Annotated in this window: 24 protein-coding genes; 11 read left to right on the top strand and 13 right to left on the bottom strand. The window is 67.7% G+C overall.

Annotated elements, in window-relative coordinates; genetic code table 11:
* Nucleotides 1-6 precede the first annotated feature (6 nt).
* Genes NA4_RS06195 through NA4_RS06215 form a run of 5 tightly spaced genes read left to right on the top strand, consistent with a single transcriptional unit; the run spans nucleotide 7 to nucleotide 3,336 of the window.
* A complete protein-coding gene (locus NA4_RS06195) occupies nucleotides 7-795 on the top strand; it encodes a ferritin-like domain-containing protein (protein ID WP_067465232.1) in 789 nt (262 codons plus the stop codon).
* A 4-nt stretch (nucleotides 796-799) separates the two neighbouring features.
* Nucleotides 800-1,369, top strand: coding sequence for a PaaI family thioesterase (locus tag NA4_RS06200; protein ID WP_245671141.1), 570 nt, complete (start codon nucleotides 800-802; stop codon nucleotides 1,367-1,369).
* Entirely contained in the window at nucleotides 1,366-1,632 is a 267-nt protein-coding gene (locus NA4_RS06205) for an acyl carrier protein (RefSeq protein ID WP_067465234.1), read from the top strand. The genes NA4_RS06200 and NA4_RS06205 overlap by 4 nt, the downstream gene beginning before the upstream one ends.
* On the top strand, nucleotides 1,629-2,477 hold the full coding sequence (locus NA4_RS06210; protein ID WP_067465237.1) for an SAM-dependent methyltransferase: 849 nt from the start codon (nucleotides 1,629-1,631) through the stop codon (nucleotides 2,475-2,477). The genes NA4_RS06205 and NA4_RS06210 overlap by 4 nt, the downstream gene beginning before the upstream one ends.
* Before the next feature lie 16 nt (nucleotides 2,478-2,493).
* Complete coding sequence (locus tag NA4_RS06215) at nucleotides 2,494-3,336, top strand: acyl-ACP desaturase (RefSeq protein ID WP_067465240.1); 843 nt, start codon at nucleotides 2,494-2,496, stop codon at nucleotides 3,334-3,336.
* Between the two features lie 66 nt (nucleotides 3,337-3,402).
* On the opposite strand, the gene NA4_RS06220 is transcribed toward NA4_RS06215, so the two are convergent.
* Nucleotides 3,403-3,870 carry a PaaI family thioesterase gene (locus NA4_RS06220; RefSeq protein ID WP_067465243.1) on the bottom strand — a complete coding sequence of 156 codons (468 nt, stop codon included), beginning with the start codon at nucleotides 3,868-3,870 and terminating at the stop codon, nucleotides 3,403-3,405.
* A gap of 293 nt (nucleotides 3,871-4,163) precedes the next feature.
* Here NA4_RS06220 and NA4_RS06225 point away from each other — a divergent pair, with 293 nt between their 5' ends.
* Nucleotides 4,164-4,595 (top strand): SRPBCC domain-containing protein, encoded by a 432-nt coding sequence (locus tag NA4_RS06225; RefSeq protein ID WP_067465246.1) that lies wholly within the window; start codon nucleotides 4,164-4,166, stop codon nucleotides 4,593-4,595.
* A complete protein-coding gene (locus NA4_RS06230; RefSeq protein ID WP_067465420.1) occupies nucleotides 4,582-4,914 on the top strand; it encodes an ArsR/SmtB family transcription factor in 333 nt (110 codons plus the stop codon). Before NA4_RS06225 ends, NA4_RS06230 begins: the two co-directional genes overlap by 14 nt.
* Before the next feature lie 316 nt (nucleotides 4,915-5,230).
* Here the strand turns inward: NA4_RS06230 and NA4_RS06235 are convergent, their stop codons facing one another.
* On the bottom strand, nucleotides 5,231-6,529 hold the full coding sequence (locus NA4_RS06235) for a YhgE/Pip domain-containing protein (protein WP_067465249.1): 1,299 nt from the start codon (nucleotides 6,527-6,529) through the stop codon (nucleotides 5,231-5,233).
* Nucleotides 6,530-6,595: 66 nt separating this feature from the next.
* On the opposite strand from NA4_RS06235, the gene NA4_RS06240 reads away from it, so the two are divergent.
* Nucleotides 6,596-7,192 carry a TetR/AcrR family transcriptional regulator gene (locus NA4_RS06240; RefSeq protein ID WP_067465252.1) on the top strand — a complete coding sequence of 199 codons (597 nt, stop codon included), beginning with the start codon at nucleotides 6,596-6,598 and terminating at the stop codon, nucleotides 7,190-7,192.
* Nucleotides 7,193-7,243: 51 nt separating this feature from the next.
* Here the strand turns inward: NA4_RS06240 and NA4_RS06245 are convergent, their stop codons facing one another.
* Nucleotides 7,244-7,828, bottom strand: coding sequence for a TetR/AcrR family transcriptional regulator (locus NA4_RS06245; protein WP_067465423.1), 585 nt, complete (start codon nucleotides 7,826-7,828; stop codon nucleotides 7,244-7,246).
* 63 nt (nucleotides 7,829-7,891) lie between these two features.
* Between NA4_RS06245 and NA4_RS06250 the strand changes: the two genes are divergently transcribed.
* Nucleotides 7,892-8,752, top strand: coding sequence for an alpha/beta fold hydrolase (locus tag NA4_RS06250; RefSeq protein ID WP_067465255.1), 861 nt, complete (start codon nucleotides 7,892-7,894; stop codon nucleotides 8,750-8,752).
* A 96-nt stretch (nucleotides 8,753-8,848) separates the two neighbouring features.
* Here the strand turns inward: NA4_RS06250 and NA4_RS06255 are convergent, their stop codons facing one another.
* Complete coding sequence (locus NA4_RS06255) at nucleotides 8,849-11,104, bottom strand: hypothetical protein (protein WP_245671143.1); 2,256 nt, start codon at nucleotides 11,102-11,104, stop codon at nucleotides 8,849-8,851.
* Between the two features lie 276 nt (nucleotides 11,105-11,380).
* Nucleotides 11,381-11,881: a flavin reductase family protein gene (locus tag NA4_RS06260; protein ID WP_067465429.1), complete on the bottom strand. Its 501-nt coding sequence runs from the start codon at nucleotides 11,879-11,881 to the stop codon at nucleotides 11,381-11,383.
* Nucleotides 11,882-12,311: 430 nt separating this feature from the next.
* Between NA4_RS06260 and NA4_RS06265 the strand changes: the two genes are divergently transcribed.
* Nucleotides 12,312-13,259: a pyridoxamine 5'-phosphate oxidase family protein gene (locus NA4_RS06265; RefSeq protein WP_067465257.1), complete on the top strand. Its 948-nt coding sequence runs from the start codon at nucleotides 12,312-12,314 to the stop codon at nucleotides 13,257-13,259.
* 39 nt (nucleotides 13,260-13,298) lie between these two features.
* Here NA4_RS06265 and NA4_RS06270 read toward each other — a convergent pair whose 3' ends face one another.
* The 7 genes from NA4_RS06270 to NA4_RS06300 all read right to left on the bottom strand — a co-directional run bounded on the left by NA4_RS06270 (nucleotide 13,299) and on the right by NA4_RS06300 (nucleotide 20,545).
* Nucleotides 13,299-14,528: a cytochrome P450 family protein gene (locus NA4_RS06270; protein ID WP_067465260.1), complete on the bottom strand. Its 1,230-nt coding sequence runs from the start codon at nucleotides 14,526-14,528 to the stop codon at nucleotides 13,299-13,301.
* A gap of 9 nt (nucleotides 14,529-14,537) precedes the next feature.
* The gene (locus NA4_RS06275; RefSeq protein WP_067465263.1) at nucleotides 14,538-15,800 is read right to left on the bottom strand and encodes a cytochrome P450; all 1,263 of its coding nucleotides are present in this window, start codon (nucleotides 15,798-15,800) and stop codon (nucleotides 14,538-14,540) included.
* Between the two features lie 197 nt (nucleotides 15,801-15,997).
* Nucleotides 15,998-17,293 (bottom strand): cytochrome P450, encoded by a 1,296-nt coding sequence (locus NA4_RS06280; protein ID WP_067465267.1) that lies wholly within the window; start codon nucleotides 17,291-17,293, stop codon nucleotides 15,998-16,000.
* A 452-nt stretch (nucleotides 17,294-17,745) separates the two neighbouring features.
* The gene (locus tag NA4_RS06285) at nucleotides 17,746-18,351 is read right to left on the bottom strand and encodes a GTP-binding protein (protein ID WP_067465270.1); all 606 of its coding nucleotides are present in this window, start codon (nucleotides 18,349-18,351) and stop codon (nucleotides 17,746-17,748) included.
* Nucleotides 18,326-18,676, bottom strand: coding sequence for a DUF742 domain-containing protein (locus tag NA4_RS06290; protein ID WP_039805398.1), 351 nt, complete (start codon nucleotides 18,674-18,676; stop codon nucleotides 18,326-18,328). Before NA4_RS06290 ends, NA4_RS06285 begins: the two co-directional genes overlap by 26 nt.
* Nucleotides 18,677-18,749: 73 nt before the next feature.
* A complete protein-coding gene (locus NA4_RS06295) occupies nucleotides 18,750-19,175 on the bottom strand; it encodes a roadblock/LC7 domain-containing protein (RefSeq protein WP_067465273.1) in 426 nt (141 codons plus the stop codon).
* On the bottom strand, nucleotides 19,175-20,545 hold the full coding sequence (locus tag NA4_RS06300; protein ID WP_067465276.1) for an ATP-binding protein: 1,371 nt from the start codon (nucleotides 20,543-20,545) through the stop codon (nucleotides 19,175-19,177). Before NA4_RS06300 ends, NA4_RS06295 begins: the two co-directional genes overlap by 1 nt.
* A 524-nt stretch (nucleotides 20,546-21,069) precedes the next feature.
* On the opposite strand from NA4_RS06300, the gene NA4_RS06305 reads away from it, so the two are divergent.
* A complete protein-coding gene (locus NA4_RS06305) occupies nucleotides 21,070-21,501 on the top strand; it encodes a type II toxin-antitoxin system Rv0910 family toxin (protein WP_067465279.1) in 432 nt (143 codons plus the stop codon).
* 133 nt (nucleotides 21,502-21,634) lie between these two features.
* On the opposite strand, the gene NA4_RS06310 is transcribed toward NA4_RS06305, so the two are convergent.
* Nucleotides 21,635-23,173 carry a DHA2 family efflux MFS transporter permease subunit gene (locus tag NA4_RS06310; RefSeq protein WP_067465282.1) on the bottom strand — a complete coding sequence of 513 codons (1,539 nt, stop codon included), beginning with the start codon at nucleotides 23,171-23,173 and terminating at the stop codon, nucleotides 21,635-21,637.
* Between the last annotated feature and the right edge of the window lie 29 nt (nucleotides 23,174-23,202).

A 23,202-nucleotide genomic window follows, 5' to 3' on the forward strand; every position in this document is an offset into this window, starting at 1 on the left:
TCTCTCGTGCACAGCTATGACGTCTTCCGCCACTACGAGCGCCTGCATTGGAAGCTGGCCGACCTCGATCTCGACGCCATCGACAAGTCCCTGGTCCGTCCCGAGTACATCACTCTGGCCAAAAGCGCGACGATGGGCGAGTCCAACGTGATCGCCGCGGTGCACGGGTTCCTGAACGAATTCCTCGACGACTACGACTTCTCCACTTTCGCGGTGGTGTGGGGCTACCAGGAGGTCCAGCACCACTACGCTTTCCGCTCCTGGTTGGGCGCGCTCGGCGAGAATGTCGACGACAAGGCCGTCGACTCGATGCGCGAGCCGTACGCGCCCGGCACCACGCCCTCGGCGACACTGGCCACCAACATCATCTCCGAGCTCACCGTCAACCACATCTACCGCGCGGTGGCGAGCTGGGTCGAGGAGCCGGTGCTGAAAAGCTTGCTGCTGGACGCCAGTCGCGACGAGGCCGGCCACGCACGCGAGTTCATCCACTACGCCACCGAGCGGCTGCGGCAGCGGCCCGAAGAGCTGCCCTCGGTGCTGGAGACCCTGTACGTGTACAGCTCCGAGGCCAAGATCAAGCACCCGGTCAGCACCTTCAAGGCCGGCATCAGCGAGCTGGGCGACCACGAGACCATCGACACCGGGTTCGACCTGTTCCTGGAACAGGTCGCCGCGGAGGGCGAGCTGGATGTGTTGCACGACAAGATCCGTCGCACCTTCGGCAACATGACCGGGCTGGACCTGTCCAGCAACGCCAAAGTCCGGCGCGCTCTGGCCGACGCGATCGCCTAGCGCCATGGACCGCCACACCATGGCCGGCGAGGCCACCATGCACAGCGGGGTGGACACCGTCCGGGTGCCCTGGTCGGTGATCCCGGACTATCACTGCTTCGGCTGCTCGCCGCACAACACGACCGGCCTGCGCCTGCGTTTCACCCCGCACCCGGACGGCCTGCAGGCGCGGTTCCGGCTCGGTCGCGAGTTCGAGTCCTATCCGGGCGTCGTGCACGGCGGCCTGATCGGCGTGATCTGCGACGAGGTGATGGGCAACTTGATCGTCCTGGCCCGCCACCACCCCGCGTTCACCGTGTCACAGCGGACCAGATTCCTCACACCACTGCTCATCGGCCGCGAATACCGCTGCGTCGCCACGTTGACCGACGGCGAGGAAGCCTGCCCGATCCGCGCTTCGGCTGAGATCCGCGACGCCGACGATCTCGTCTGCGCCAGCTCCACCGCGGCCTACCAGCCGTTCGCGCTCGACGACGTACGCCACCAACTCACCCTCGGCGACGACGAGGTCGCCGCGCTCTCCCACGCCCTGTCCGCAGGCACCGCCCGCACACCGAACGGAGTCCCGTTATGACCAGCACCCACACCGCCGACGACATCCTGCGCACCGTCACCGAAATCGCCGTCGCCGAGACCGGCATCCCGGAGGCCGAGCTGCGCCCCGACGCGGACCTGCGCGGCATGGCGGGCGTGGACTCGGTCCGCGTGCTGCGCATGGTCGCCAAGATCGAGCGCACCTACGAAATCGAGCTCGAGGACCAGGACGTCTTCGGCATGTCCACGCTGGACGACGTCGTCACGGTGGTCGGCAAGGCGCTGCGCGAGGCGGCGGCGTGACCGTCACCGACCAGCCGGTCACCGCCGACACCAATCAGCACTACGACCTCGACCCGGAGATCTTCGGCCAGTTCCTCGACCCGCTGCGCAAATACAGCTCCGCGCTCTACGCGTCCGACACCGACACCCTCGAGCAGGCGCAGCGGCGGAAGCTGCGGTTCGTGGCCGACCGGCTCGGCCTGACGGGCGGCGAACGGCTGCTGGACGTCGGCTGCGGCTGGGGATCGCTGATCGTGTTCATGGCCACGGAATTCGATTGCGAGACAGTCGGTATCAGCCCGGCCCCGCGCCAGCACGAGTACATCGCCGAGCAAGCGCGCACTCGCGGCGTCGCGGATCGGGTGCACACGCGTGTGGGCCATTTCGAGCGGATCGAGCTGCCGCCGCGGAGTTTCGACGCCGTGACGCTGCTCGGCTCCATCGTGCACATGCCCGATCTCGGCGCGATCTTCCGTCGCGCCCGCGCGGTGCTGCGTCGCGGCGGCACGCTGTACGTATCCGAGAGCTGCTTCCGCAACGCGGCGGCGCGCACGGCGTTCGACACCAAGGACGGCACCGAGTTCGTCCGCGAGGACATCTTCGGATGGGGTGACCTGCGTCCGCTGTCGGACCTGGTGACCGCCGCCGAGGACGCCGGGTTCTCGATCATCGCGGTGGACGATCTCACCGACCACTACCGCCGCACCATCGACGACTGGATCGCGGGCGTCGACGCCGCCGCCGACCGCATCGATGCGCACCGCCCCGGCCTGGCCGCGAAGCTGCGGCACTACCTGGAGATCGCGAACGCCGGATGGGGCTACACCACCAAGCATTACGCGCTGACCTGCCGTAACGCCCGATGACCCGCAGGAGGAGCAGATGAACATCGAAGCGGCGCTGATTCCCGTCGACGAGGTGGCCGCGGCGGTCGACGGGTTCCTCGCGGTGTCCCCGGCCGCGCGGGCCTGGGATGTGGAGACCGCGTTCGACTGGTCTCGCGCCGATGCGGGCAGGCTCACCGAGGGCCAGCGCTCCGCGGTACGGTTCGTCACCCTGATCGAGGACCACCTGCCCGGCTATTTCGACGTCTACCACCGGTACTTCCCGGTGGACGACAGCGTGGACCGATCGGCGTTCATCCACAACCGCGAGCTGTACCACTTCACCGTCCGGTGGGCGCTGGAGGAGGACACGCACGCTCGCGCGCTGACCCGCTACCAAGAGGCGTCCGGGATGGCCGAACGCCACGCGCTGCGTGCGGAATTGGCGGTCGAGGGCCAGAAGCCGTTCGACCTGCCCTACCAGCACCCGGTGCAGTTCTTCGCCTACGCACTGGTCCAGGAGAAGGCGACGCAGATGTACTACCAGCACCTGCGCGATGTGGTGGACGACCCGGTGCTCGCGGCGGTGCTGGGGCGCCTGTCCCGCGACGAGGCACGGCATTTCAGCTTCATGGCCGATGTCGTCGCGCGCTACCTGCGGGTACAGGGTGATGCGACGGTCCAGCCGATCCGCGACGTGATCGCCACCTTCCGCATGCCCTTGGCCGACACCATGCGCGGCTACTGGCGGTGGGCGCTGCGGATTGCCGATGTGGCATCCTACGACCACACCGAGGCCTACGAGCATTTGGTGAAGGTCATCGACCGCGCCGTGGACGCCCGGAGCGACCGCCTCGACGAACTGGTGCGCTTCATCGAGGAGTGCCGGTCGCTCGCGTGAGCTTCAGCGCCGAACGGCCCTGCCGCCGAGCTTGTTCCGCGGCAGGGCCGTTTCGGTGTGCACAGGTCACCCTTCGGGGTGCAGCACCAGGATCGTGGTGGAGCCGTGCGCGATCAGCTTGCCGCTCGCGTCGGTGATCCGTCCCTCGGCGGTGGCCGTGCGCCGCCCGACGTGCACCGCGGTGGCTTCGCAGGTCAGGCGGGAACCGTCCAGCGTTACCGCACGGATGAAGTTCACCTTCAACTCCAGCGTCGTATACGCCACGCCGTCACCGAGTTTGGTGAAGACCGCGCTGCCCATCGCGGTGTCCATCAAGGTGGCAAGGACACCGCCGTGCACGGTGAACATGGCGTTGATGGTGGCCGGATTCGGGTCGAGGTAGTACCGGGTGTAGCCGTCCCCGGCCGTTTCCAACCGAATACCCAGAGACGCGCCGACGCCGAGATTCTCGCGTAGACCCCGCTCGAAAACCGTGGTCAGTTCGGTGACACGGGACGCGACGGTCCCGTTTGCATGAGTGTCGATGCTGGTCATGGCTTTTCCTCTCTGGCGAACCGTGCTCTGCTATTCGATCAGCGCCCGATGAACTTCACCCGACCGGCTCCGGTTGCATTCCGACTTTCGATCGGCTGATAGGACGCCCCTCCGGGTCCGTTGCCAGCCGCGAAGCCGCAGGCCGAATCTAACAGCTCCCCATGTCCGGGAGCGGCGCCCAACCGACGACGTCAGCGGCGAGCCCGGAACGTAGCCAGGTACCACTTGACGCAACCAGCAGGTTGCAATAGCGTGAGTAGCAACCAGTTGGTTGCTACTCAATGGAGGTTGTTATGGGATTCCCCGATCAGATCGTGCGAACAGTCGAGCTCGCGCATCCGCCCGCCACGGTGTGGACGGCGCTGACCACCGCCGAGGGCCTGGGCACATGGTTCGGCAATTCGGCGACGATCGACCTGCGCCCCGGCGGCGCCGCGCAGATGACCTGGAAGACCGGCGACAGCGCCGATATGCGGATCGAGCGGGTCGAAGAGCCGAGCGTGTTCGGGTTCACCTGGCACATCTACGGACTGCCAGAGGACGACCCACGCCGTACCTATGTCGAGTTCACGCTGGAACCGGCCGGCGCGGGGACCCGGCTCACCGTGACGGAGACAGGTTTCGCTCAACTGTCGGCCGACGACCACCGCAAGGCGTTCGACGGCAACACCGAGGGTTGGGCGAGCGAGCTGGGTGAGCTGGTCGGATACCTTGACGCGGCCTGATATCGAGGCGATCGCCGAGCGGGTCTTCATTGCCCTCGCCGACCCCAGCCGCCGCGGCATCCTCGCCGCGTTGGCAGCCGGCGGCCCCGCCACGGCAACGGATCTGGCCGATCGCCTGCCGATCACTCGGCAGGCGATCGCCAAACACCTCGCCCTGCTGACGGACGCGGGGCTGGTCACGGCCGAACCAGGAGAACGGCGCCGGATCCGCTACCGGCTCGAGTCCAGCCCGATGCAAGTGGCGCAACAGTTTCTGGCCGCACTCGCCCGCGATTGGGACAGTCAGCTCGACGCGCTACGGCGACACCTCGACGATTGAGTCAGGTCGTGCACCTGCGGGTGGATCGGGCACTACTTCGGGACGCCGTCGACGCACCAGCGCGGGTCCCGACCCAGCAGGGCCGCGACGTTGTCCATCGCGGATAGCGCTCGATCCTCCCCCAACGAGGGACGGTAAACCCCGCGCGGACCATTGAGCGAACAGCCGGGGCCCGTGATCGACCGCGCAATCGGGAGCGCTACCGCAGTGAGACGGTCCGGAACCCTACAGCGCACGCGACAAGTCCCAGCGGTGCGTCAGCATGTCGACGAAGTGGGCCGACAACACCTCGCCACGCTCCGACCGGCAACGCGGATTACTGAGCAACGACGGGTGCGCGCATGACCACCGCCGTATCAACAGAGTTCGTGGCGCGGTGCAGTCCGCGGCGGTCGTAGGCGTAGGTGACGCCTGCGCCGAGCAGGAGACCTACGCCGAGGCCGAGCACCGTCATCCAGAGTCCTTGGCCGAAGCCCGCTTCGATGTGGGCGTCGAAGAACAGAATGGCGCGCACAGCCAAATAGATCTGGTGCATAGGTTCGAACGCGGCCATGTTCGCGATGTAGGTGGGTGTCGCTTCCAGCGGGACCGTGGCGGCCGAGGACGGCAGGCCGAGGACGACGAACAGGACCAGGTTGACCATCAGTCCCGCGGTGCCGAACGCGGCCAGGACAGCGAGCGCGGTCACGCCGACGGCGATGATGGCCAGGGTTCCGTACAGCCACAACAGCAGCGAACTGCCCAGCGGAACGTCCAATGCCGTTGCGACGGCCAGAAATATCCCGGACAGGATCGGCGCCGCGGTGGCGACGACAGCCCATTTCACGAGCAGGGTGCGGAAGCGGGAAATCCCGGTGGCCGGGGGATGCACGAACCACGGGCCGTATTCGGTGGGAGTGAAGCCGAGGACCGAATCGACGAGAGTGTGGATGATCATGGCGCCGGTGAAGCCGGCGAGCAGCAGGATCAGGGTGTAGAAGAAGGCGACGAGACCCTGCCCGGCGGACTCGTCCATGGGATGGTAGGGCGCGGTGACGATCTCGACCGGGTCGGCGAGCATCAGCCGGGCGGCGCCACTGGGCTCGGCCGGCGCGCCGGGACCCGCCGCCAGGGCGGCGTTCACCTGATCGGTCAGGTTCTTGCCGACCGTCTCGTCCACCTGGTTCAGCGCGCGGTCGGCGATACGCTGCATGATCCCGGTGGTGTAGGGGCCGACGCGCGGGTTGGTGTGGACGGTGATCACCGGGCGCTCGATCGCACCGGGCACCACGGCGGCGGCGCCGAGGATCGCCAGCCGTTTGGTGAAATCGGACGGGATCACGATCGCGCCGTAGACCTCGCCGTGTCCCAACTGCTTGCGCGCCTCGGCGATGCCGACGACGCGCAGATCGATCTTCTCCGGCGAGATACCCGCGACCAGCGCGTCGGTGACCTGAGCGCCGATATCGGCGGGCTTGCCGTCGATCGTGTCGCCGACGTCCTGATTGACCAGGGCCACCGGGAAATCGTGCAGGTTCTTCTCGGTATTGCCGGAGTAGCCGAGGTACATGGTCGCGAGCAGCGCCGCGAAAACCATCAGCACCGCGATCGGGGCGGTGAAGGTCCGAACCGTCATGTCCAGTCAATGTAGTCAGTGTCAACAAAGTAGGCAATGACTACATTTTGTTATCCTGCCAACACCATGCCGATCAACCGAGTCCGCTCCTACCATCACGGCGACCTGCGCGCCGAGTTGTTGCAGCGGGCCGAGGCGACGCTGCGCGAGTCCGGGGTCGGCGGCCTGTCGCTGCGCCGGCTGGCTCGCGATATCGGTGTCAGCCATGCCGCACCGACCCGGCATTTCAAGGACAAGCAGGCGTTGCTGGACGCCCTCGCGGTGTCCGGATTCGAGCGCCTTGCCGCCGCCCTGGGGCAGACCGCCACCGGCTCGATCGAGGGGCGCATTCGCGCGATGGCCAGGATCTACCTCCGCTTCGCGACGGAGAACTCGGCCCTCGTCGCGCTGATGTTCGCGCGCAGGCACAGCCCCGCCGCGGGCGATGCCATGTCCCAGGCGGTGGACGCGGTGTTCGCGATACCGGTCGCGCTCATCACCGAAGCGCAAGCGCGCGGCGAGGTGATCGCGGGCGAACCGCGCCGCATCGCGCTGTCCGCCGTCGCCGCCCTGCAAGGCCTGGCCACCTTCGTCAGCTCCGGCGTGTTCGCCGCCGAGACCGCCGACGAACTCTTGGACGAGACCACCACGCACATGATCGAGGGGCTGCGCCCACGTCCGTGACGGTGCGGCTCCAGCACCCGGAACACGGGTCCCCGGTTCGGTTTCGCGTCGTCAGTCCCGCACGGCCGTCAGCATTTCGTCGATGCGACCGCGCAGCGACCGGCCCGCGGCCAGCAGGGGTTCGGTCGAGCGGAGCGTGCGACTGAGGACGAAGGCGCCCTCGAGGGCGGCGAGAACCGCGAGGATGAAGTCGCGGGCATCGGGAGCCGACAGGCCGCGGCGGACGAAGTAGGCGGTGCCCTCGTCGACCCAGGAGCCGATGACCTCGGCGGCGACGTCGCGGAGGGCTGGTTCGCTGTCGGCGATCTCGCCTGCGATGGTCCCGACCGGGCACATGTTGATCCAGCCGGTCTGTTCGATCTGTTCGGCGGCGGCTTCGAAGGCGGCGGGGACCGCGTCGCGCAGGTCGTCGTGCGGGTCGAGCAGCAGCGGGAGCAACTGGATGTAGGCGGCCCCGGATGCGCGCAGAGCTGCGGCGGCAACCTGCGGTTTTCCTCCGGGAAAGTGGTGATAGAGCGAGCCCATCGGCGCACGAGCGGCGACGGTTATCTGCTTGACGCTGGTTCCGGCGTAGCCCTGCGTGCGCATCAGCTCGGCCGTCGCGGTGACCAGGCGTTCGGAGGTGCTGGTTGACATCTTCTCGGTCACCCCACCAGACTAGAGCAAGTACTCTAGAGCGATCGCTCGAATGGAGAAAACATGCCGACAATCGACCTTCCCGTGGGCCGGGTGCATTATGTCGAGCGGGGCGAAGGACCGCCCGTCGTCCTGTTGCACGGCCTGCTGATGAACCACACGCTGTGGGACGAGGTGCTCGATCTACTCCCCGGCGGCTTCCGCTACGTGCTTCCCGACCTTCCCCTCGGCGCGCACCCCATACCGCTGAAGCCGGGCGTCGACCTGAGCCTGCGCGGCCTGAACCAGCTGCTCGCCGATTTCCTCGCCGCGCTGGATCTGCGCGAGGTGACGCTGGTGCACAGCGACTGGGGCGGTGCACTGTTCCTCACTGCTTACGGTCTCGACGAGCGCGTCGGCAGGCTGATCGTCCTGCCGTGCGAGGCTTTCGGCAACTTCCCGCCCGGACTGCCCGGCAAGATGGCGACCGTCGCGACCTATCTGCCCGGCGGAATCTCCTTGGCGCTGCGGCAGTTACGGGTCCCGTGGCTGCGTCGCTCGGCGCTGCTGTTCGGCTGGATGGCGCGCCGCCCGCTGCCCGACGACCTGGTGCGCGGCTGGACCGAGCCCGGACTGCGCGACGCCCGCATCCGGCGCGACCTGCTCGCCTACACCAGATCGGGCTTCCGCACGCGAGAGCTCATCGCCCATACCGAAGCGTTGCGGAACTTTTCGGGCGATGCATTGATCCTGTGGTCGGCGGCGGGCAAGGTGATGCCGCGCGAGCACGGGCGCCGGCTCGCCGAACTCATCCCGCGGGGGCGGCTGGTCGAAATCGACGACGCCTACGTCCTTTCCATGCTCGACCAGCCCGCCGCGGTGGCCGAGGCGATGTCGGCGTTCCTGGCCGAACACCGCGCCACTCCGGGCCCGAACACGCGGTAGACATTCACGGCGGTGGACATTTCGTCAGCACCGCCATAGCGCGTGCAGGCGCGGCGAGGCCTGATGGCGGCGCCGCGACCGACCGCCCGATCCGGCTCAGACTTTCACGGTCACCAGTTCGGCTGGAGCCGTTGGGGTCTCGGACAGCTCGGCGGCGGGCTCGGACGGCTCATCCGGAGAGCGCCGCCGCGTCCGGTAGTGGGCCCACTGCAGCAGGCCGATCCCGATGAGTCCGGCAGCGGCGGTCGCGATGCCGATCAGGCTGCCGGGCGGACGCCAGTCGACGACCAGGTCCGCGCCGTCGGTGCCCGCGGGGATGTCGACGGCCAGGAACACGCCGCCGATCGTCTGGACGGGCAGCTCCCGGCCGTTCAACGTGACCCGGTGGCCGGGCCAGGCCAGCCGCGCCAACACGACGCGCCCGCCGCTCGGCGAGCTCACCACGGCGCGGGCCGTGATGTCGTCGAGGGAACTGCTCGATACGGCGGTGACGCCCGCGGTGTGGGCGATCGGGCCGTTGCGCGTGGATATCCGCCCATCGGCGCGTTCCAGGACCCAGATGTGCCGTTCGTGTCCGGGGTAGTCGGCCCACCGCCAGCCGGGGGGTGCGGGACGTTCGCGCGCGTCCGGGTACTGCACGCGATGCAATACCACCCGGTCGACCTTCATCAGATCGACGATGGGCGCCCCGGTGACGGTGTCGGCCGCGAAGGCGCGGCGGTACGCGTCGGGACAGGTGCTGCCGTCCCAGGCCATGCACAACATGCCCGCGAAGGCGGCATGGCCGATGGGCGTGTAGGCGTTGACGTAGTCGAGCCCGACGGCCTTGGCGTAGTTGCCGATGGCCAGCGAACCGTAGGCGCCCGCGAGGTTCCTGTCCTCCGGGGCCACGGCGGCGCGGTCGGCCAGCTGCAGGGTGAGGCCGTCGAAATCGGGGAAGGCCGCACGCATCGCCGAGCGCCGTTCCGGGAAGTCGTAGGACATCGGCGTCATCGGCGCACCGCGCACCTGCTCGTAGGCGATGGGGAACATGGCGGCGATGGTCAGCGCGCACGCGGCGACGGTCCCACGGTGGCGGGCCAGCCAGACCGCGGCGGCGCCGAGCGCCCCGACCGCCAGCACCGCGATCAGATGGCGCAGCACCAATTCCGGTGCTGCGGAAACCGACCGGATGAACAACAAGCCGACCAGCACGGCGGCGGCCGTGGCGCGGCGGCGCGAGGCGGCGAAAGCTCCGTAACGACTGAGCAATACGCACACCAGCACGAGCAGGACGACCGCCAGCATCGGCAGGACCCGGGCGGGCCAGCGCAGCGGTCCGATGGCGCCGGGCCCGGCCGTCCACATCAGCACGGCCGTCGCGAAGAAGGCCAGACCGCTGAACTCTCGTGCCGCGGCACGCGCGGCGCGCCAGTCGACGAACGCGAGCGCCGGAATGAGGAACCAGGCGATGTAGACCATCGGCAGCGGCTGAACATGCCCCCACCATGCGGTGAACGCCGGCGCGGTGCTCGGCAGACTGGCGTTCAGCGACTCCGACCACGGCACCGTCAAGAAGGGATCATTGTGGATCTGGACGCTCCCCCGCCAGGTCACCTGCGAGGACAGAATCCCGGACAGATTCGCTACCGCCGCCGTGAGCGCGGCGCACCCCGCTGCCAGGCACAGACGTACCGTGGGCGCCCACCGCCGCTGATGCACCACCTCACCGGCCGCGACCGCGACGATGACCAGCGCGGATTCGACTGCCGGGAACGCATATTGGACCGTGAGCGTCAGATACAGGAAGACGAACACCGGCAACGGCCCACTCCGGCCGCGGGCATACTGCACCGCCGAGGCCCAGGCGTGCACCATCCAGGCGGTCGCGACATGCGGGGTGAACCAGCTGGCCTGATCGAAGAACAGGAACCATCCGCTGAGCGGGAACGCGATCCCCGCCACCGCCGCCCAGCGGGGACGGGCTCCGTAGGCGAGACAGATGCGGAACACGCCGAGCGCGGCGATGATCGAGAAGACGAGCTTCACCGCCGTCGCGTACACGGCCAGATTGTCCATCGACGGTGCGAGCAGGTAGACCAGCAGCTGCGGCGGATTGAACAGCGCCGCCTCTTCCAGGGTGTAGTTGCCCGCCATCCACTCGTGCGGAACCAGAGCAGGGAAACGGCCCTCGCGCAACAGCTCTCCGAGCCGGACCCACATCGGCGCGTACTGGGCCTCGGTGTCGTCGGTGTAGTAGTGCCTGGCGTCGCCGAGCAGCACCGCCAGGTACCCGGCGATCACCCCGACGACGGTGGCGGCACCCCAGACGTAGTGCTCTTTTCGCGCTCCGGGCGCCGCGACAGTACTCACAATGCGCGCAGTGTAGTGGCGACGAGTGAATACGTCACGACCGGTTCGCGCGATTTATCCGCCTTATCGCGGTCGGAACCGGGAATGCGCGGACTTGCCTTGACGTCGACGAGAAGGTTTAGCGTTTGCGATGACGTCGAGAAGGAGAATGCATGCGAATGGTGAGCGCGAGCACCGGCGAGCCGCAGCAGGCGCGCGACGAGTTGTCCGCCTTCGCGGAGCGCTTCGGACTCGCGCACGCACCGAGCTGACCTCGCCGGCCGGAGGCGAACGGCGTCAGACCGCGTGTCCGGCGGCCAGGTCGGCCACCGCGTGGTAGTGCAGCGTCGCGGCCCCGCGGCGCCGCGCTGCTCCGTCCTCCGGTTCCAGGAGTATTCCCACGTGGTCGCCGAAGTCGTAGCGGTCCCGGATACGGGCACTGAACCAGCTGGGCACCGTGTTGATCACGGGCACGCCGCCGGGACCAGGGGTCCAATCGCAGTGCACGAACTTGTCGATGTCGTCGCCGGTCTCACCGCCGAACAACCGGGCGAGCGACAACTGCTCGCTGGCGAGCACATGCACCGCGAGCCGCTCGGCGCGCTGGGCGACCCGATAGGTGTGGTTACGTTTGGACAGACCGACCAGGAACCGGCGCGGCTCGACGCTCACCTGCGTCGCGAAGCCGACGAGACATCCGGCACGCCGCCCATCGGCCTGGACGGTCACCAGCAGCACGGGATAGTCCGCCGCCGCGACCACCGCGTCGAACACTGCGGTCCGGTCTTCGGTAGCCATCGGTCCTCCCAGCGTGATACGTCTGCCCCGGATGCCCGCGCGATCCACGAGCAAACCTTCCGGGCTGGGCACCGCCACCCTACAGCTGTGGCGGCACATCGTCCGAGACGGTGACGCCAACCAGGGGTGCGGCGCCCATGCGACGGCTGCGTAGATCAGCGCTTGCTGATCTACATCCCGTGGATGATAGTCCACCGCAACGACTTCCGCGCCTGCACTGAAAATGTCGAGTGGCGATTGCCACATTGCGTGTGCACCTGCGATTACAGGCACAAACCCGGCCCGCCGCGCCCTTTCCTGCGCCGATCACCCCGAAACGGAACCGCGCACGCCGTCTACGAAACACGCTCGATGCAGTTCGCACGAAGGCCATTGTCGCGGGCCGCGAGTCCTCAGCCGACATGACGCGGCCGGCAAGTAAACTCCGGCCATGGCAGTCACCTGGCCGGACGAGGTGGACGAGGTGCTCGGCGGCGACCTGACCTGCGCGGCGGCGTACCTGACGCCCGCGGGGGGCGCGGTGGTGTCGGCGGTGTCGCCGATCGGGCTGCGCGACCGGGCGGCGGGCACGGTCGGGTTCACGACGTCGCTCGGGTTCGGGCGCAAGCTCGAGCGCATGAAACGGGACCCGAAGGTGGCGCTGGCGTACCACGCTCGCGAGCACGGTATCGGCGACCTCGGCAACCCGCGATTCGTGCTGGTGCAGGGCACGGCGAGCTTCGATCCGACACCGGACCAGGACGCGCTCGACCGCATCGGCGACCAGTCGGTCCCCTATCTGGGCCCACCGCGACGCGGCGTGTTCTGGGATCGCTGGCTGCGCGCGTACTACGCCGACCGTGTGCTGGTGACGGTGCGGATCGAGCGCATCGTCGTGTGGCCGGATCTCGACGCCGCGGGCTCGCCCGAGATCTTCGGCGCGGCAATGCCATCCGTCGAGCCGGACCCGCAACGGCCGCCCGCGAAAGGCACCGGCCCACGAGTGGATGTCCCGAAAACCGCGGCGCGGGTGGCGAAGCTGCCGCATCGGCTGCTCGGCTACCGGCAGGCCGACGGCTTCCCCACGGTTGTTCCCGTGCGGGTAGCCGAAAACGGCGGCGGCGGTGTCCATCTCACCGTCCCGGCGGGTCTGCCGCAGGGCGGGCGGCGCGCCGGACTGCTGGCGCACGCCTATCGCCCGCAGCTGATCGGCCTGGAATCACGGCTGTACACCGGTTGGCTCGAGGTCTCCGAATCGGCGGCGGTGTACGCACCGCACACCGCCGCCGGGTTCACAGCGCCGCCGAACAAGACGATCCTGTTGCTGGCCAATGGTTTTCTCGCGCGCCGCGGACTCGCACGGGCGCGCAAGTCCGGCAGAGCCGAGGCCATGCGCTGACGTGCCCGAACTGGGCCGCGGGCACGTCAGCAGCCACGGTCAGTCCGCGGGCTCCAGGTAGACCGGGAGCTTCGCATGGCCGTTGGAGATGAAGCTGGATACGGTGCCGAGGTCGGCCGGGTCGGCGGCCAACCGCATCTTCGGGAAGCGCTGGAAGATGCCGGGAAGGGCGATCTCGGCTTCCAGCCGGGCCAGCGGCGCGCCGAGGCAGTGATGCGCCCCGTAGCCGAAGGCCAAGTGCTCCTTGGTCGGCCTGCGCACGTCGAACTCGTCCGCGGTCGCGCCGTGCAGCTTCGGGTCGCGGTTGGCCGCAGCGTACGACGCGAGAATCGGCTCCCCCTTGGCGATGCGAATCCCGTCCATCTCGATGTCGTCGGCCGCGTAGCGCAGCGGCAGGTGCGCCACCGGCGCCTCGAAGCGCAGCGCCTCCTCGATCAGATCGGTCCACGCCGCACCGCCGCCGGTCACCTGGGCGCGCTGATCGTCGCGGGTCAGCAGCGCGAAGATGGCCTGGTCGAGCAGGTTCACCGTGGTCTCGTGCCCCGCGCTGATGACAAGCAGCAGCGTGTCGATCAATTCCTGTTCGGTCAGCTGCGAACCGTCGTCCTCGTCGCGGTGCGAGATCAGCAGGCTGGTCATGTCGTCACCGGGCGTCTCGCGCCGGTAGGCGACGAGCTCCCCCAGGATCCGGTACATCTCCATATAGTTGGCCTGGGACTCCTCCGGGCCGAGCGAGGTGTCGAAGATACCGTCGACGCACGTGCGCAGACCGGCGTTCAGGGATTCCGGAACACCCATCAGCGCGCTGATCACTTGAATCGGCAGCGGATAGGCGAAACCCTCGCGCAGGTCCACCGCCTCGCCCGCGGGGGCCGCCGCCAGCTCGGCCAGCAGATTCGCGGTGATCTCCTCGATCAACGGACGCATCGCCTGGGTGCGGCGGTGCGTGAACGCGGGCGCGACCAGCTTGCGCAGCCTGCGATGATCGGCGCCGTACGCGGTGAACATGTTGTTCACCGCCACCCACAGGAACAACGGCCAGTCCTGCGGTATCTCCCCGTTGATGAACGCGGGCCAGTGCTGCCTGGCGTCCTTGGACACCCTGGGGTCGGCCAGCAGGCGCTTGAGCAGATCGGCATCGGTCACCGACCACGCACGCACGCCGCCGGGCAGCTCGACGAGGGTGACCGGTCCACGCGCACGGAGTCGAGCGGACTCGCCCTGGATATCGGTGCCCGTCAGGTCTAGTACTAGGGGCTGTGTGTCCATTGGATCTCCTTAAAGCACTGTCAACGGAGGGGATTTCGGAAAGACGACGGGTAGGGACACCAGGGCGCGGTGGAACGGACCGGGCCGCCAGGTCAATTGGTCCGGCGCGACGGCCAAACTCAGTTCGGGAAGCGCGTCGAGGAGTTGATCAATGGCGTCTTGCACCACCAGGTAGGCGGCCGACCGGGCAGGGCAGGCATGGGGCCCGACACTCCAGGCCAGATGCGCGCGGCTGTCGGTGCGTCCGCCGACGCCGATCGCCGGGTCGTTGTTACAGCCCGTCATGCTGATCACGACCGGTTGGTGCGCGGGCAACCACACCCCGTCGATGAGGATCGGCTGCTTCGGATAGCTGACGCAATAGTTGGCCATCGGCGGATCGTTGAACAAGACCTCGTCGAGGGCGTCGCGAGTCGAAAGGCTGCCGCCGAGAAAGTCTCCCGCGAACCGGTCGTCGGTGAGCATCACCCGCAGGGTGTTGACGATCAGGTTCTGCTGCGGCTCGATGCCCGCGCCGTACAAGGTGACCAGCTGGTGGATCATCTCCACGTCGTCCAGACCAGCGGGATGTCGCAGCAGCCGGGAGGTGACGTCGTCGCCCGGATCCTTCCGCTTCATCTGCACCAGCTCGAACAGCGCGTCGGTGAGCATCGCGTTGCCCTTGTCCGCATTGACGCCTTCGAAGATGGCGGCCATGCCGGTCGCGACCTGCTGCCCGATATCCGGCGGGCAGCCGAGCATGGAATTGAGCACCGCGAACGTGAGCGGGAAAGCGTACTGGCTGATCAGATCCGCGGCGCCGTCCTGGCAGAAGGCGTTGATCAACGGGATGGCGATCTGCTCGACCGTGCTGTGCAGGGCGTGCAGATCGATCTCCGCGATGCTGGCGATGTTCGCCTGCCGGTAGCGCAGGTGTTCCAGGCCCGCGCTGCGCAACGCGTTCGGCCGCCACTCGAGCATCGGCAGGATCGGGCACTCGCCGGGAATGCCCTTCTGCCAGGTGCGCGGGTCGGCCGGGAAATGGTCGGGGTCATTGAGAACGCGCAGTGCGGTGTGGTAGCCGATCACCAAGGTGGCGGGCACACCGGGCGACAGCTCCACCGGAACGAGCGGACCGTACTTGCGGCGCATATCGCGGTAGGCCCGATGGGGATCGGCGGCGTACTCCTCCGAATACAGCGCGTATCGGGGCCCGTCGGTGTCGATCGGCGAACCGTGCTGGACAGGGCAACCGCTCGGGGAGGCGGGCGGCGGGAAGTGTGGCGTGGTCACGAAGGTAACTCCAGAAACGAACAGACAGCCGGCGACCGCGGTCGAGCATGCGGGCACGCGCTCCGGTCACGGACGCCGACTCGGTACAGGCGTATCGAGGTGCCAGGTCGATCGGCGGGTACCTCGATGTACACGCCCCTGGGTGATTGTCTCCCTTCTGAATCGGTATGCGGCGGTCCCCGCCGAGCGGATCGCAGCTATGACGCCGACGGTCCTCGAGGGTCCGGGAATACGTTCAACGGAGGGGATGCCGGGAAGACGACCGGGAGCGCGGCCAGCGCCCGTTGGAACGGACCCGGCCGCCAGACCAGCTCCTCGGCACCGACCGCGAGCCGCATCTCGGGCAGGGCATCGAGCAACTGGTCGATGGCGTCCTGGACGATCAGATAGGCGACCGACCTGGCCGGGCAGGCGTGCGGACCGACACTCCAGGCGAGGTGCGCTCGGTTGTCGGTGTACGCACCCGTGTTGATCTGGGGGTCGTTATTGCAGGCGGTCATGCTGACGACCACGGGCTGGTGCGCCGGCAGCCAGACACCGTCGATCAGCATCGGCTGCCGCGGGAACGTGATGCAGTAGTTCGAGAGCGGTGGATCGGTGAACAACACCTCGTCCAGCGCGTCCCGGGTCGAGAGGCTGCCACCGAGAATGCCGCCCGCGAATCGCTGGTCGGTGAGCATCAGCCGAAGGGTGTTGATGATCAGGTTCTTCGTGGGCTCGATACCGGCGCCGTATACGCACAGCACCTGGTGAATCATCTCTTCGTCATCGAGCCCGGCCGGATGCCGCAGCAGCCCCGTGACGATGTCGTCGCCGGGCTGGGTTCGCTTGAGCGCGACCAGATCCGCCATCGCCGAAGCGAACATCGCATTGCCCTGCTCGGCCTCGATGCCTTCGAACATCGCGGCCATGCCCGTCGCCGCCCGCTGCCCGATGTCCGGCGGGCAGCCGAGCATGGCGTTGATCACCGCGAAGGCCAGCGGGAACGCGTACTGAGTGACCAGGTCGGCGGAACCTTCGCCGCAGAATGTGTTGATCAGTGGAACCGCGATCTGCTCGACCGTGGCGCGCAGACCGAACAGGTCGATCTCTTCGATGCCCGCGACGGTGGCCTGCCGGTAGCGAGTGTGCGCCGCCCCGGTGGTGCGGATCGCGGCCGGACGCCACTCCAGCATCGGCAGGACCGGGCAGTCACTGGGCACCGTCGTCTGCCAGGTGCGCGAGTCGGCCGGAAAGTGGTCGGGATCGTTCAGGATGCGCAGCGCGGTGTGATAGCCGATCACCAGCGTCGCCGGTACACCAGGCGCTAGTTCCACCGGCACCAGCGGCCCGTACCGGCTGCGCATCTCCCGGTAGACACGGTGCGGGTCCGCGGCGAATTCCTCCGCGTACAGCGCGACGCGCGGGCCGTCGGTATCGATCGGCGAACCGTGCTTGACAGGGCAGCCGTTCGCGGCGGCCGTAGTGTGCGGCGAGAACTGTGGCGTGGTCAAAAACGTGACTCCAAAACGGGGACAGAACGTTCGACGAGCATGGTCGGAAAGCGCGCGGCACGTGCCTCGGTCACGTGCATCGAAGTGGTCGATGTGGTGGATCCGGCCTGATGACGCATTCGCCTGGGACACAGCATATCTCGCGCCCAGAACAGCAATACGGGTCGAGACGCTGCCTTCACTCCCGCGCCCGGGTAACAGACCCGCACCCGCGTCTCCCACCGGGGTTACGCGGGTTTCGGTCTGGCACGTCATGTCAGCGAGGTTCGTGGTCGCGGTGCGTAATTCGATGCCGGCCGGTCGGGACTACCGCTCCGCCGCCAGGAACACCGGCAGTTCGGAGTGTCCACTGGAGATGCGGGGGCCATCGGTGTCGATCGGCGATCCGTGCGCGACCGGACAGCCACCTGCCGCCATACGGGTGGTGAGCCTCGACGAGGACTGGGGCATGGTCAAAGACGAGACTCCAAACGGTGGAACAAGAATTCGACGAGCGTGATCAGCGAACGCAGGCAGGTGCCACGGTCCCGCGCGTCCAGCGACGTCAGCGGTGTGCCGGGTTCCAGGTCGAGGGCATCGCGCACCTCGTCGAGCGGGTAATGCCGTGAGCCTTCGAACTGGTTGACCGCCACCGAATACGGGACACCGCGTTCTTCGAGCACCGAGAGAACTTCGTCGGACTTCTCGATGCGGCGGGTGTCGACCAGCACCAGCGCGCCGAGGGCACCGCGGGCCAGCTCCTCCCACAAGGGGACGAAACGCTGCTGGCCCGGCGTGCCGAACAGATAGAGCGCGAGTTTGGGGCTGAGGGTGATGCGGCCGAAGTCCATCGCGACGGTGGTCTGCGACTTGCCGGGCAGCCCGGCCATGTCGTCGACGCCGACACTGGCTTCGGTGATGGTCTCCTCCGTGCGCAGCGGCTTGATCTCCGAGACGCTGCTCACGAACGTGGTCTTGCCGACACCGAAATTGCCCGCGACCAACAGTTTCACCGACCGCGTCACGGTCTCGGGCACGTAGTCGACGGAGCGATCAGACGGCGAGAGCACGGAGCCCATTGAGTACCTCCTCCAGCAGAGCGATCTCCGGCAGGGACTCGGCCGGGGTTGGAGTGACCAGATGTCCGCCGTCCATCAGGTCGGACGCGACGATCTTGACAACGGATGGCGGCAGGTCGAGGTACGCAGCGATCTCGGCGATCGACAGCGCACCCCGACGACTGCACAGGGCCATGACCCGGCGCGCATCGGGCGACGCGCCGGGGAGTGGATCTTTGGCGGTCAGGACCAAAGTGACCAGGTCCAGCTCGCGAGTGGGACGGGTGCGTCCTCCGGTGCGCACGTAAGCCCGGACCAGGTCCGGATCGCGCCGCGGCTTACTCATGACGGTACCTCGCCGTTACCCGGGTCCGTACTGCCCAGCGGCGCGGTGCCGGTGACTCGCTCGCCGCACTCGATCATGGCATTTCGCCGCCGTCTACGCGCCTGCGCGGCTGGCTGCCGAGCTCGCGTCCGACCCGGCCTGCCAGCTCGTTCATCCGGTGCGCGATGAGGGCCACATCGATGTCGTTGGTGGTCGCGACGCCGAGTAGCGCGCCCTCCCCCGCGGCGGTGATCAGGATCATTCCCTGGTCGTACTCGGTGATGTTCTGCCGCACACCGTTGGTGGCATCACCGCAGAACTCGCCCAGCGCCTTGCCGAGCGAGCGCAGGCCGGAGGCGGCGGCGGCGAAACGTTCCGACTCGTCGCGGGTGATCCCCGTGGAGTGCGCGATCCGCAGGCCGTCCTCGGACAGCAATACCGCGAATCTGACCCCGGCGATACTGAGATCTTCGAGTAGCCAGCCCAGTTTGTTGCTGCTGTCGGTCATGGGTGTGGCCATCAGGATGTCATCCCTTCCGTGTCATCGGATGCGGCGGCGCGGCCGCTCTTGGAACCCGTCTGCCAAGCTGCGGCGATCTCGGGGCGAGCGAGACCGGGTTCGGTGCGCGGCCCGACCGGGGCCAACGCGACCGTTCGGCGGCGTCGCTTCGGTAGGCCGCCGCTGGTGATCTCGTGCACCGCGGGCGACTGCTCGTCCTCGGCGGACCGCTCGCTCGGCGCGTCCGGAGCCGGAACCGTGACCGGGTCGGGTTGTGCCTCCACCACGGGCGCGACCTCCTGGACGTTCTGCGGGGTGACCAGCAGCGACTCCGGGATGTAGACCATCGCGCGCATGCCGCCGTAGACGTTCGGGCCGTCGATGTAGACGGTGAAGCCGTAGCGGCGCGCCAGCGCGGCGATACCCGGGAAGCCGACCTTCGGCGACGGGCCGAGCTGGTGGATGTCGACGGGGCGCTCGTGCGCGAGAACCTGGCGTGCCTCCTCCATCTGCTCGGCGTTCATCCGCACGCCGGCGTCATCGATGATCACGGTGACGCCGTGGTGGCCCTCCTGGAAGCTGACGTCCACGTGGGAGGTCGGCGGGGAATACCGCAACGCGTTGTCGAGCAAGGTCGCCAGCGTGTGCACCAGCGGTTCCACCGCACGGCTGATCACCACGCGATCGAGCTGGGCCGGCCGCACGCGCAGGTATTCGCGGACGCGGCCGATGGCGCCGCCGATCACGTCGGTCAGCGTCTGCGCGGGCCAGCGACGGCCGGGCAGGCCACCACAGACGATCACGTAGGACTGCGCCTGACGGATCATCTGCTGCACGGTGTGGTCGATCCGGGTAAGGGTTTCGTACACCTGGTCATCGCGGTGTTCGCGCAGCGCGGCGCTGACCACCTGGCTGACGTCGGCGCCGAGGCTGACCACGGAGGTACCGAACGAGCGGACCGCGGCACTGGACGCCTGGCGTGACGCGGCGGCGACCTCGTTACGCGCGGCGTCCTCGGCGCCTTTGATCGCCTGCTGCGCTTCGGCGTTGGTCTGTTCCCTGGTCTCCGAGCGCATCAGGCTCAGATCGTCGGCGTACCGCTCGGAGATCCAGCGCAGGCATTGCGCCAGTCGCGAATTCTCCATGCCCAGCTGGACTTCGACCGGCGGCACTTGCGAGTCGAACCGGCGGATCGATTCGGCCACCGCGGGTAGCGTGGTGGCGGCGAACCGCTCCAGCGTGTCCTCCGTCGCGCGCTGTTCCCTGGTCAGAGCCTCGACTTTGACCCGTTGAGCCTTGGCATACTGTACTGCGTACAACGCCCCCGCTACGGCGATCACCACAGCGACGGCGAGGATCCATGAAAGCACCACGGCGATATCTTGATTCATCAGTTCTTTCGTCGTTGACTGGTCTCGAGGAATCGGCCCTCTGCCATCCTGCTTCGCTCGCCTTCCCTCGCCTGCCGACCATGGACGGACCGGTCGGTTGGGTCCGCGTCGGGGCTCTGGAGCCCCGCGTCGACACCGGCGCTCGCCGAAGCGCCTACCGCACAGTGCCCACAGGACAGGCGATTACATGTTTAATCGCCGACCGCCCGAATCGTGTCCGAACGGTTACCAGAACCCGACCATCCGCACATTAGCAGCATTCCAGCGAAGTCTCTGCCGATACTGCAGACAGTTTTCGGATTCTCCCAACTGGGACGATAGATGCCGCTGATCGCGACATAGATGCGCAATAATGCTGGGCTGCCGTGTAACTCGATCACCGTTCGCCCTGCGTAAGGCCCGCGTGATCGGCGAAGGGATGCCCCATACCGGCCATCGGCGCCATCGTGCGCACCGGGAAACCAGTGGACAGAACCCGCGTTCGCCGATAAGGGCGGACCACCGGTACCGGATACCATGCGCCCATGGCAAAGCTGAAGGTCTCGGTCGATGTCCCGATCTCCCCCGCCCAGGCCTGGGCGCACACGTCCAACCTCGCCGAACTCGACAAGTGGCTGACCATGCACGAAGCGTGGCGTGGCGACGTTCCCGCCGAATTGACCGTCGGCACTCAGCTGGTCGGCATCGCCTCCGTGAAGGGCCTGCGCAACCGGGTGACCTGGACCGTGCGAGCCGCCGAACCGCCACGCAGGCTGCACCTGACCGGCGCGGGCAAGGGCGGCACCAAACTGGGTCTGCAACTGCTCGTCGCCCCGAAGGGCTCAGGCTCGGAAGTCACCGTCGACATCGAACTCGGCGGCCCACCGCTGTTCGGCCCGATCGGCTCGGCCGTCGCCCGCGCCGCCAAAGGGGATATCCAACGATCCCTCGACCGTTTCACCGCCCTTTACGCCTGAAAGCTATTCATCGAATTTTGTTATAACGAACAGGTATTGCCGATCTCGAGCCCGCATGCGGACACGCCACCGGCCGATCTGCCGCAACGTCCCGAGACCGCCTGCTGAACAAGCGATCTCGGGACGAATGAGGCTACGCGTGCACCGCGGACGCTGCCTCGGCGACCTCCGGATTCGTCGGCTTGGTCCGCGGCAGGAAGAACGCGGGGACCAAAGTCAGCACGATGAGCACCAGCGCCACCATGTAGGTTTGGCTGAATGCCTCCGCCGCCTGCTGGAGACCGGTTTCCACCGCACCGGGCGGAAGTTTGTCCGCCAGCGTGGGATCGAAGTTCGCCGCGATGGCCGGACGGGCGAGCGGCTCGTTGTTCAGCAGGTTGGTGAGCACCACCGACATCGTCGCCGTGCCGATGGAACCGGCGGTCTGGTTGACGATGTTCATCAACGTGGAGCCGCGGGCCACCTGCTGGTGGGTCAGGGTCTGGATGGCCGCGGTCATGATCGGCATCATCGTGCAGCCCATGCCGAGGCCCATCACGAACAAGGCGGCGATCATGGGGAGGTAGGGGCTGTCCGCGTCGAGCTGGACGAAGTAGGCCGTGCCGATCGTGATCAGCGTGATACCGAAGATGACGATCTTGCCGGGGCCGATCTTGTCCACCAGGCGACCGGCGACCGGCATGGTGAGCATCGCGCCGATGCCCTGCGGCGCGATCAGCAGACCGGCTTGCAGCGCCGACTCACCGCGCACCTGCTGCAGATACGTGGGCAGCAGCAGACCGGCGCCGAAGAACGCGATCGCGAACAGCACCATGGTGAGCACGGCGAAAGTCAGCGCGCGGTTGCGGAACAAGTGCAGATCGATCAGCGGGTGCTCGGTGCGCAGCGCGTGGAACACGAAGGCGACCATCAGCAGTACGCCGATGGCGGCGGGAATCAGCACCTTCGCCGCGATGACGGTCTCCTCCTCGGGAATGGAGGAGACGCCGAACAGGAACAGCGCGAGACCCGGCGAGGCCAGCAGCATGCCGAGGAAGTCGAACGACTCCGACGGCTCCGGCTGGTCCCCGGGGAACACGATGACCGCCAGGACCAGCGCGACCACGCCGATCGGCACGTTGATCAGGAAGATCCAATGCCAGCTGAAATTCTCGATCAGCCAGCCGCCGAGGATGGGGCCGCCGATCGGGCCGAGCAGCATCGGCACGCCGAGCACCGCCATCACGCGGCCGACCCGCTGCGGACCGGCCGCATGCGTCATGATCGTCATGCCCAGCGGCATCAGCATGCCGCCGCCGATGCCCTGGATCACGCGGAACGCGATGAGCGACTCGATGTTCCACGCCGTGCTGCACAACACCGAGCCCAGCACGAAGAAGGTCAGCGCCATGATGTAGAGGCGCTTGGTGCCGAACCGGTCCGCGGCCCACCCGGTCAAGGGAATCACGGTGGCCAGCGCGAGGGTGTAGCCGGTCATCGTCCACGCCGCGATGGCATAGCTCGTGTCGAACTCGCGCTGGAAGGTCGGGATCGCGACGGTGACGACGGTGATGTCGAGAATCGACATGATCGCGCCGAGCACGACTACGCCCGCGACCTTGAAGACGGCCGCGTCCAGTTTGTCGGCCGCCGGGCCGGGCCCGGGCGCCTGGGTATCCGGAGGTTGTGTCACCGCTTAAGCGTGGCAGCTCCCCGAGGTTC

It is taken from the genome of Nocardia amamiensis NBRC 102102 (genome assembly GCF_001612745.1).
In the GTDB taxonomy this organism is placed as follows: domain Bacteria; phylum Actinomycetota; class Actinomycetes; order Mycobacteriales; family Mycobacteriaceae; genus Nocardia; species Nocardia amamiensis.

Bases quoted from the DNA above. Each gene is read 5' to 3' on its own strand.
- NA4_RS06305 (WP_067465279.1), top strand. From the start codon at position 21,070: ATGGCAAAGCTGAAGGTCTCGGTCGATGTCCCGATCTCCCCCGCCCAG.
- NA4_RS06245 (WP_067465423.1), bottom strand. From the start codon at position 7,828: ATGTCAACCAGCACCTCCGAACGCCTGGTCACCGCGACGGCCGAGCTG.
- NA4_RS06295 (WP_067465273.1), bottom strand. From the start codon at position 19,175: ATGGCCACACCCATGACCGACAGCAGCAACAAACTGGGCTGGCTACTC.
- NA4_RS06270 (WP_067465260.1), bottom strand. From the start codon at position 14,528: ATGGACACACAGCCCCTAGTACTAGACCTGACGGGCACCGATATCCAG.
- NA4_RS06200 (WP_245671141.1), top strand. From the start codon at position 800: ATGGACCGCCACACCATGGCCGGCGAGGCCACCATGCACAGCGGGGTG.
- NA4_RS06215 (WP_067465240.1), top strand. From the start codon at position 2,494: ATGAACATCGAAGCGGCGCTGATTCCCGTCGACGAGGTGGCCGCGGCG.
- NA4_RS06225 (WP_067465246.1), top strand. From the start codon at position 4,164: ATGGGATTCCCCGATCAGATCGTGCGAACAGTCGAGCTCGCGCATCCG.
- NA4_RS06260 (WP_067465429.1), bottom strand. From the start codon at position 11,881: ATGGCTACCGAAGACCGGACCGCAGTGTTCGACGCGGTGGTCGCGGCG.
- NA4_RS06265 (WP_067465257.1), top strand. From the start codon at position 12,312: ATGGCAGTCACCTGGCCGGACGAGGTGGACGAGGTGCTCGGCGGCGAC.
- NA4_RS06290 (WP_039805398.1), bottom strand. From the start codon at position 18,676: ATGAGTAAGCCGCGGCGCGATCCGGACCTGGTCCGGGCTTACGTGCGC.
- NA4_RS06250 (WP_067465255.1), top strand. From the start codon at position 7,892: ATGCCGACAATCGACCTTCCCGTGGGCCGGGTGCATTATGTCGAGCGG.
- NA4_RS06285 (WP_067465270.1), bottom strand. From the start codon at position 18,351: ATGGGCTCCGTGCTCTCGCCGTCTGATCGCTCCGTCGACTACGTGCCC.
- NA4_RS06235 (WP_067465249.1), bottom strand. From the start codon at position 6,529: ATGACGGTTCGGACCTTCACCGCCCCGATCGCGGTGCTGATGGTTTTC.
- NA4_RS06220 (WP_067465243.1), bottom strand. From the start codon at position 3,870: ATGACCAGCATCGACACTCATGCAAACGGGACCGTCGCGTCCCGTGTC.
- NA4_RS06300 (WP_067465276.1), bottom strand. From the start codon at position 20,545: ATGAATCAAGATATCGCCGTGGTGCTTTCATGGATCCTCGCCGTCGCT.
- NA4_RS06240 (WP_067465252.1), top strand. From the start codon at position 6,596: ATGCCGATCAACCGAGTCCGCTCCTACCATCACGGCGACCTGCGCGCC.
- NA4_RS06205 (WP_067465234.1), top strand. From the start codon at position 1,366: ATGACCAGCACCCACACCGCCGACGACATCCTGCGCACCGTCACCGAA.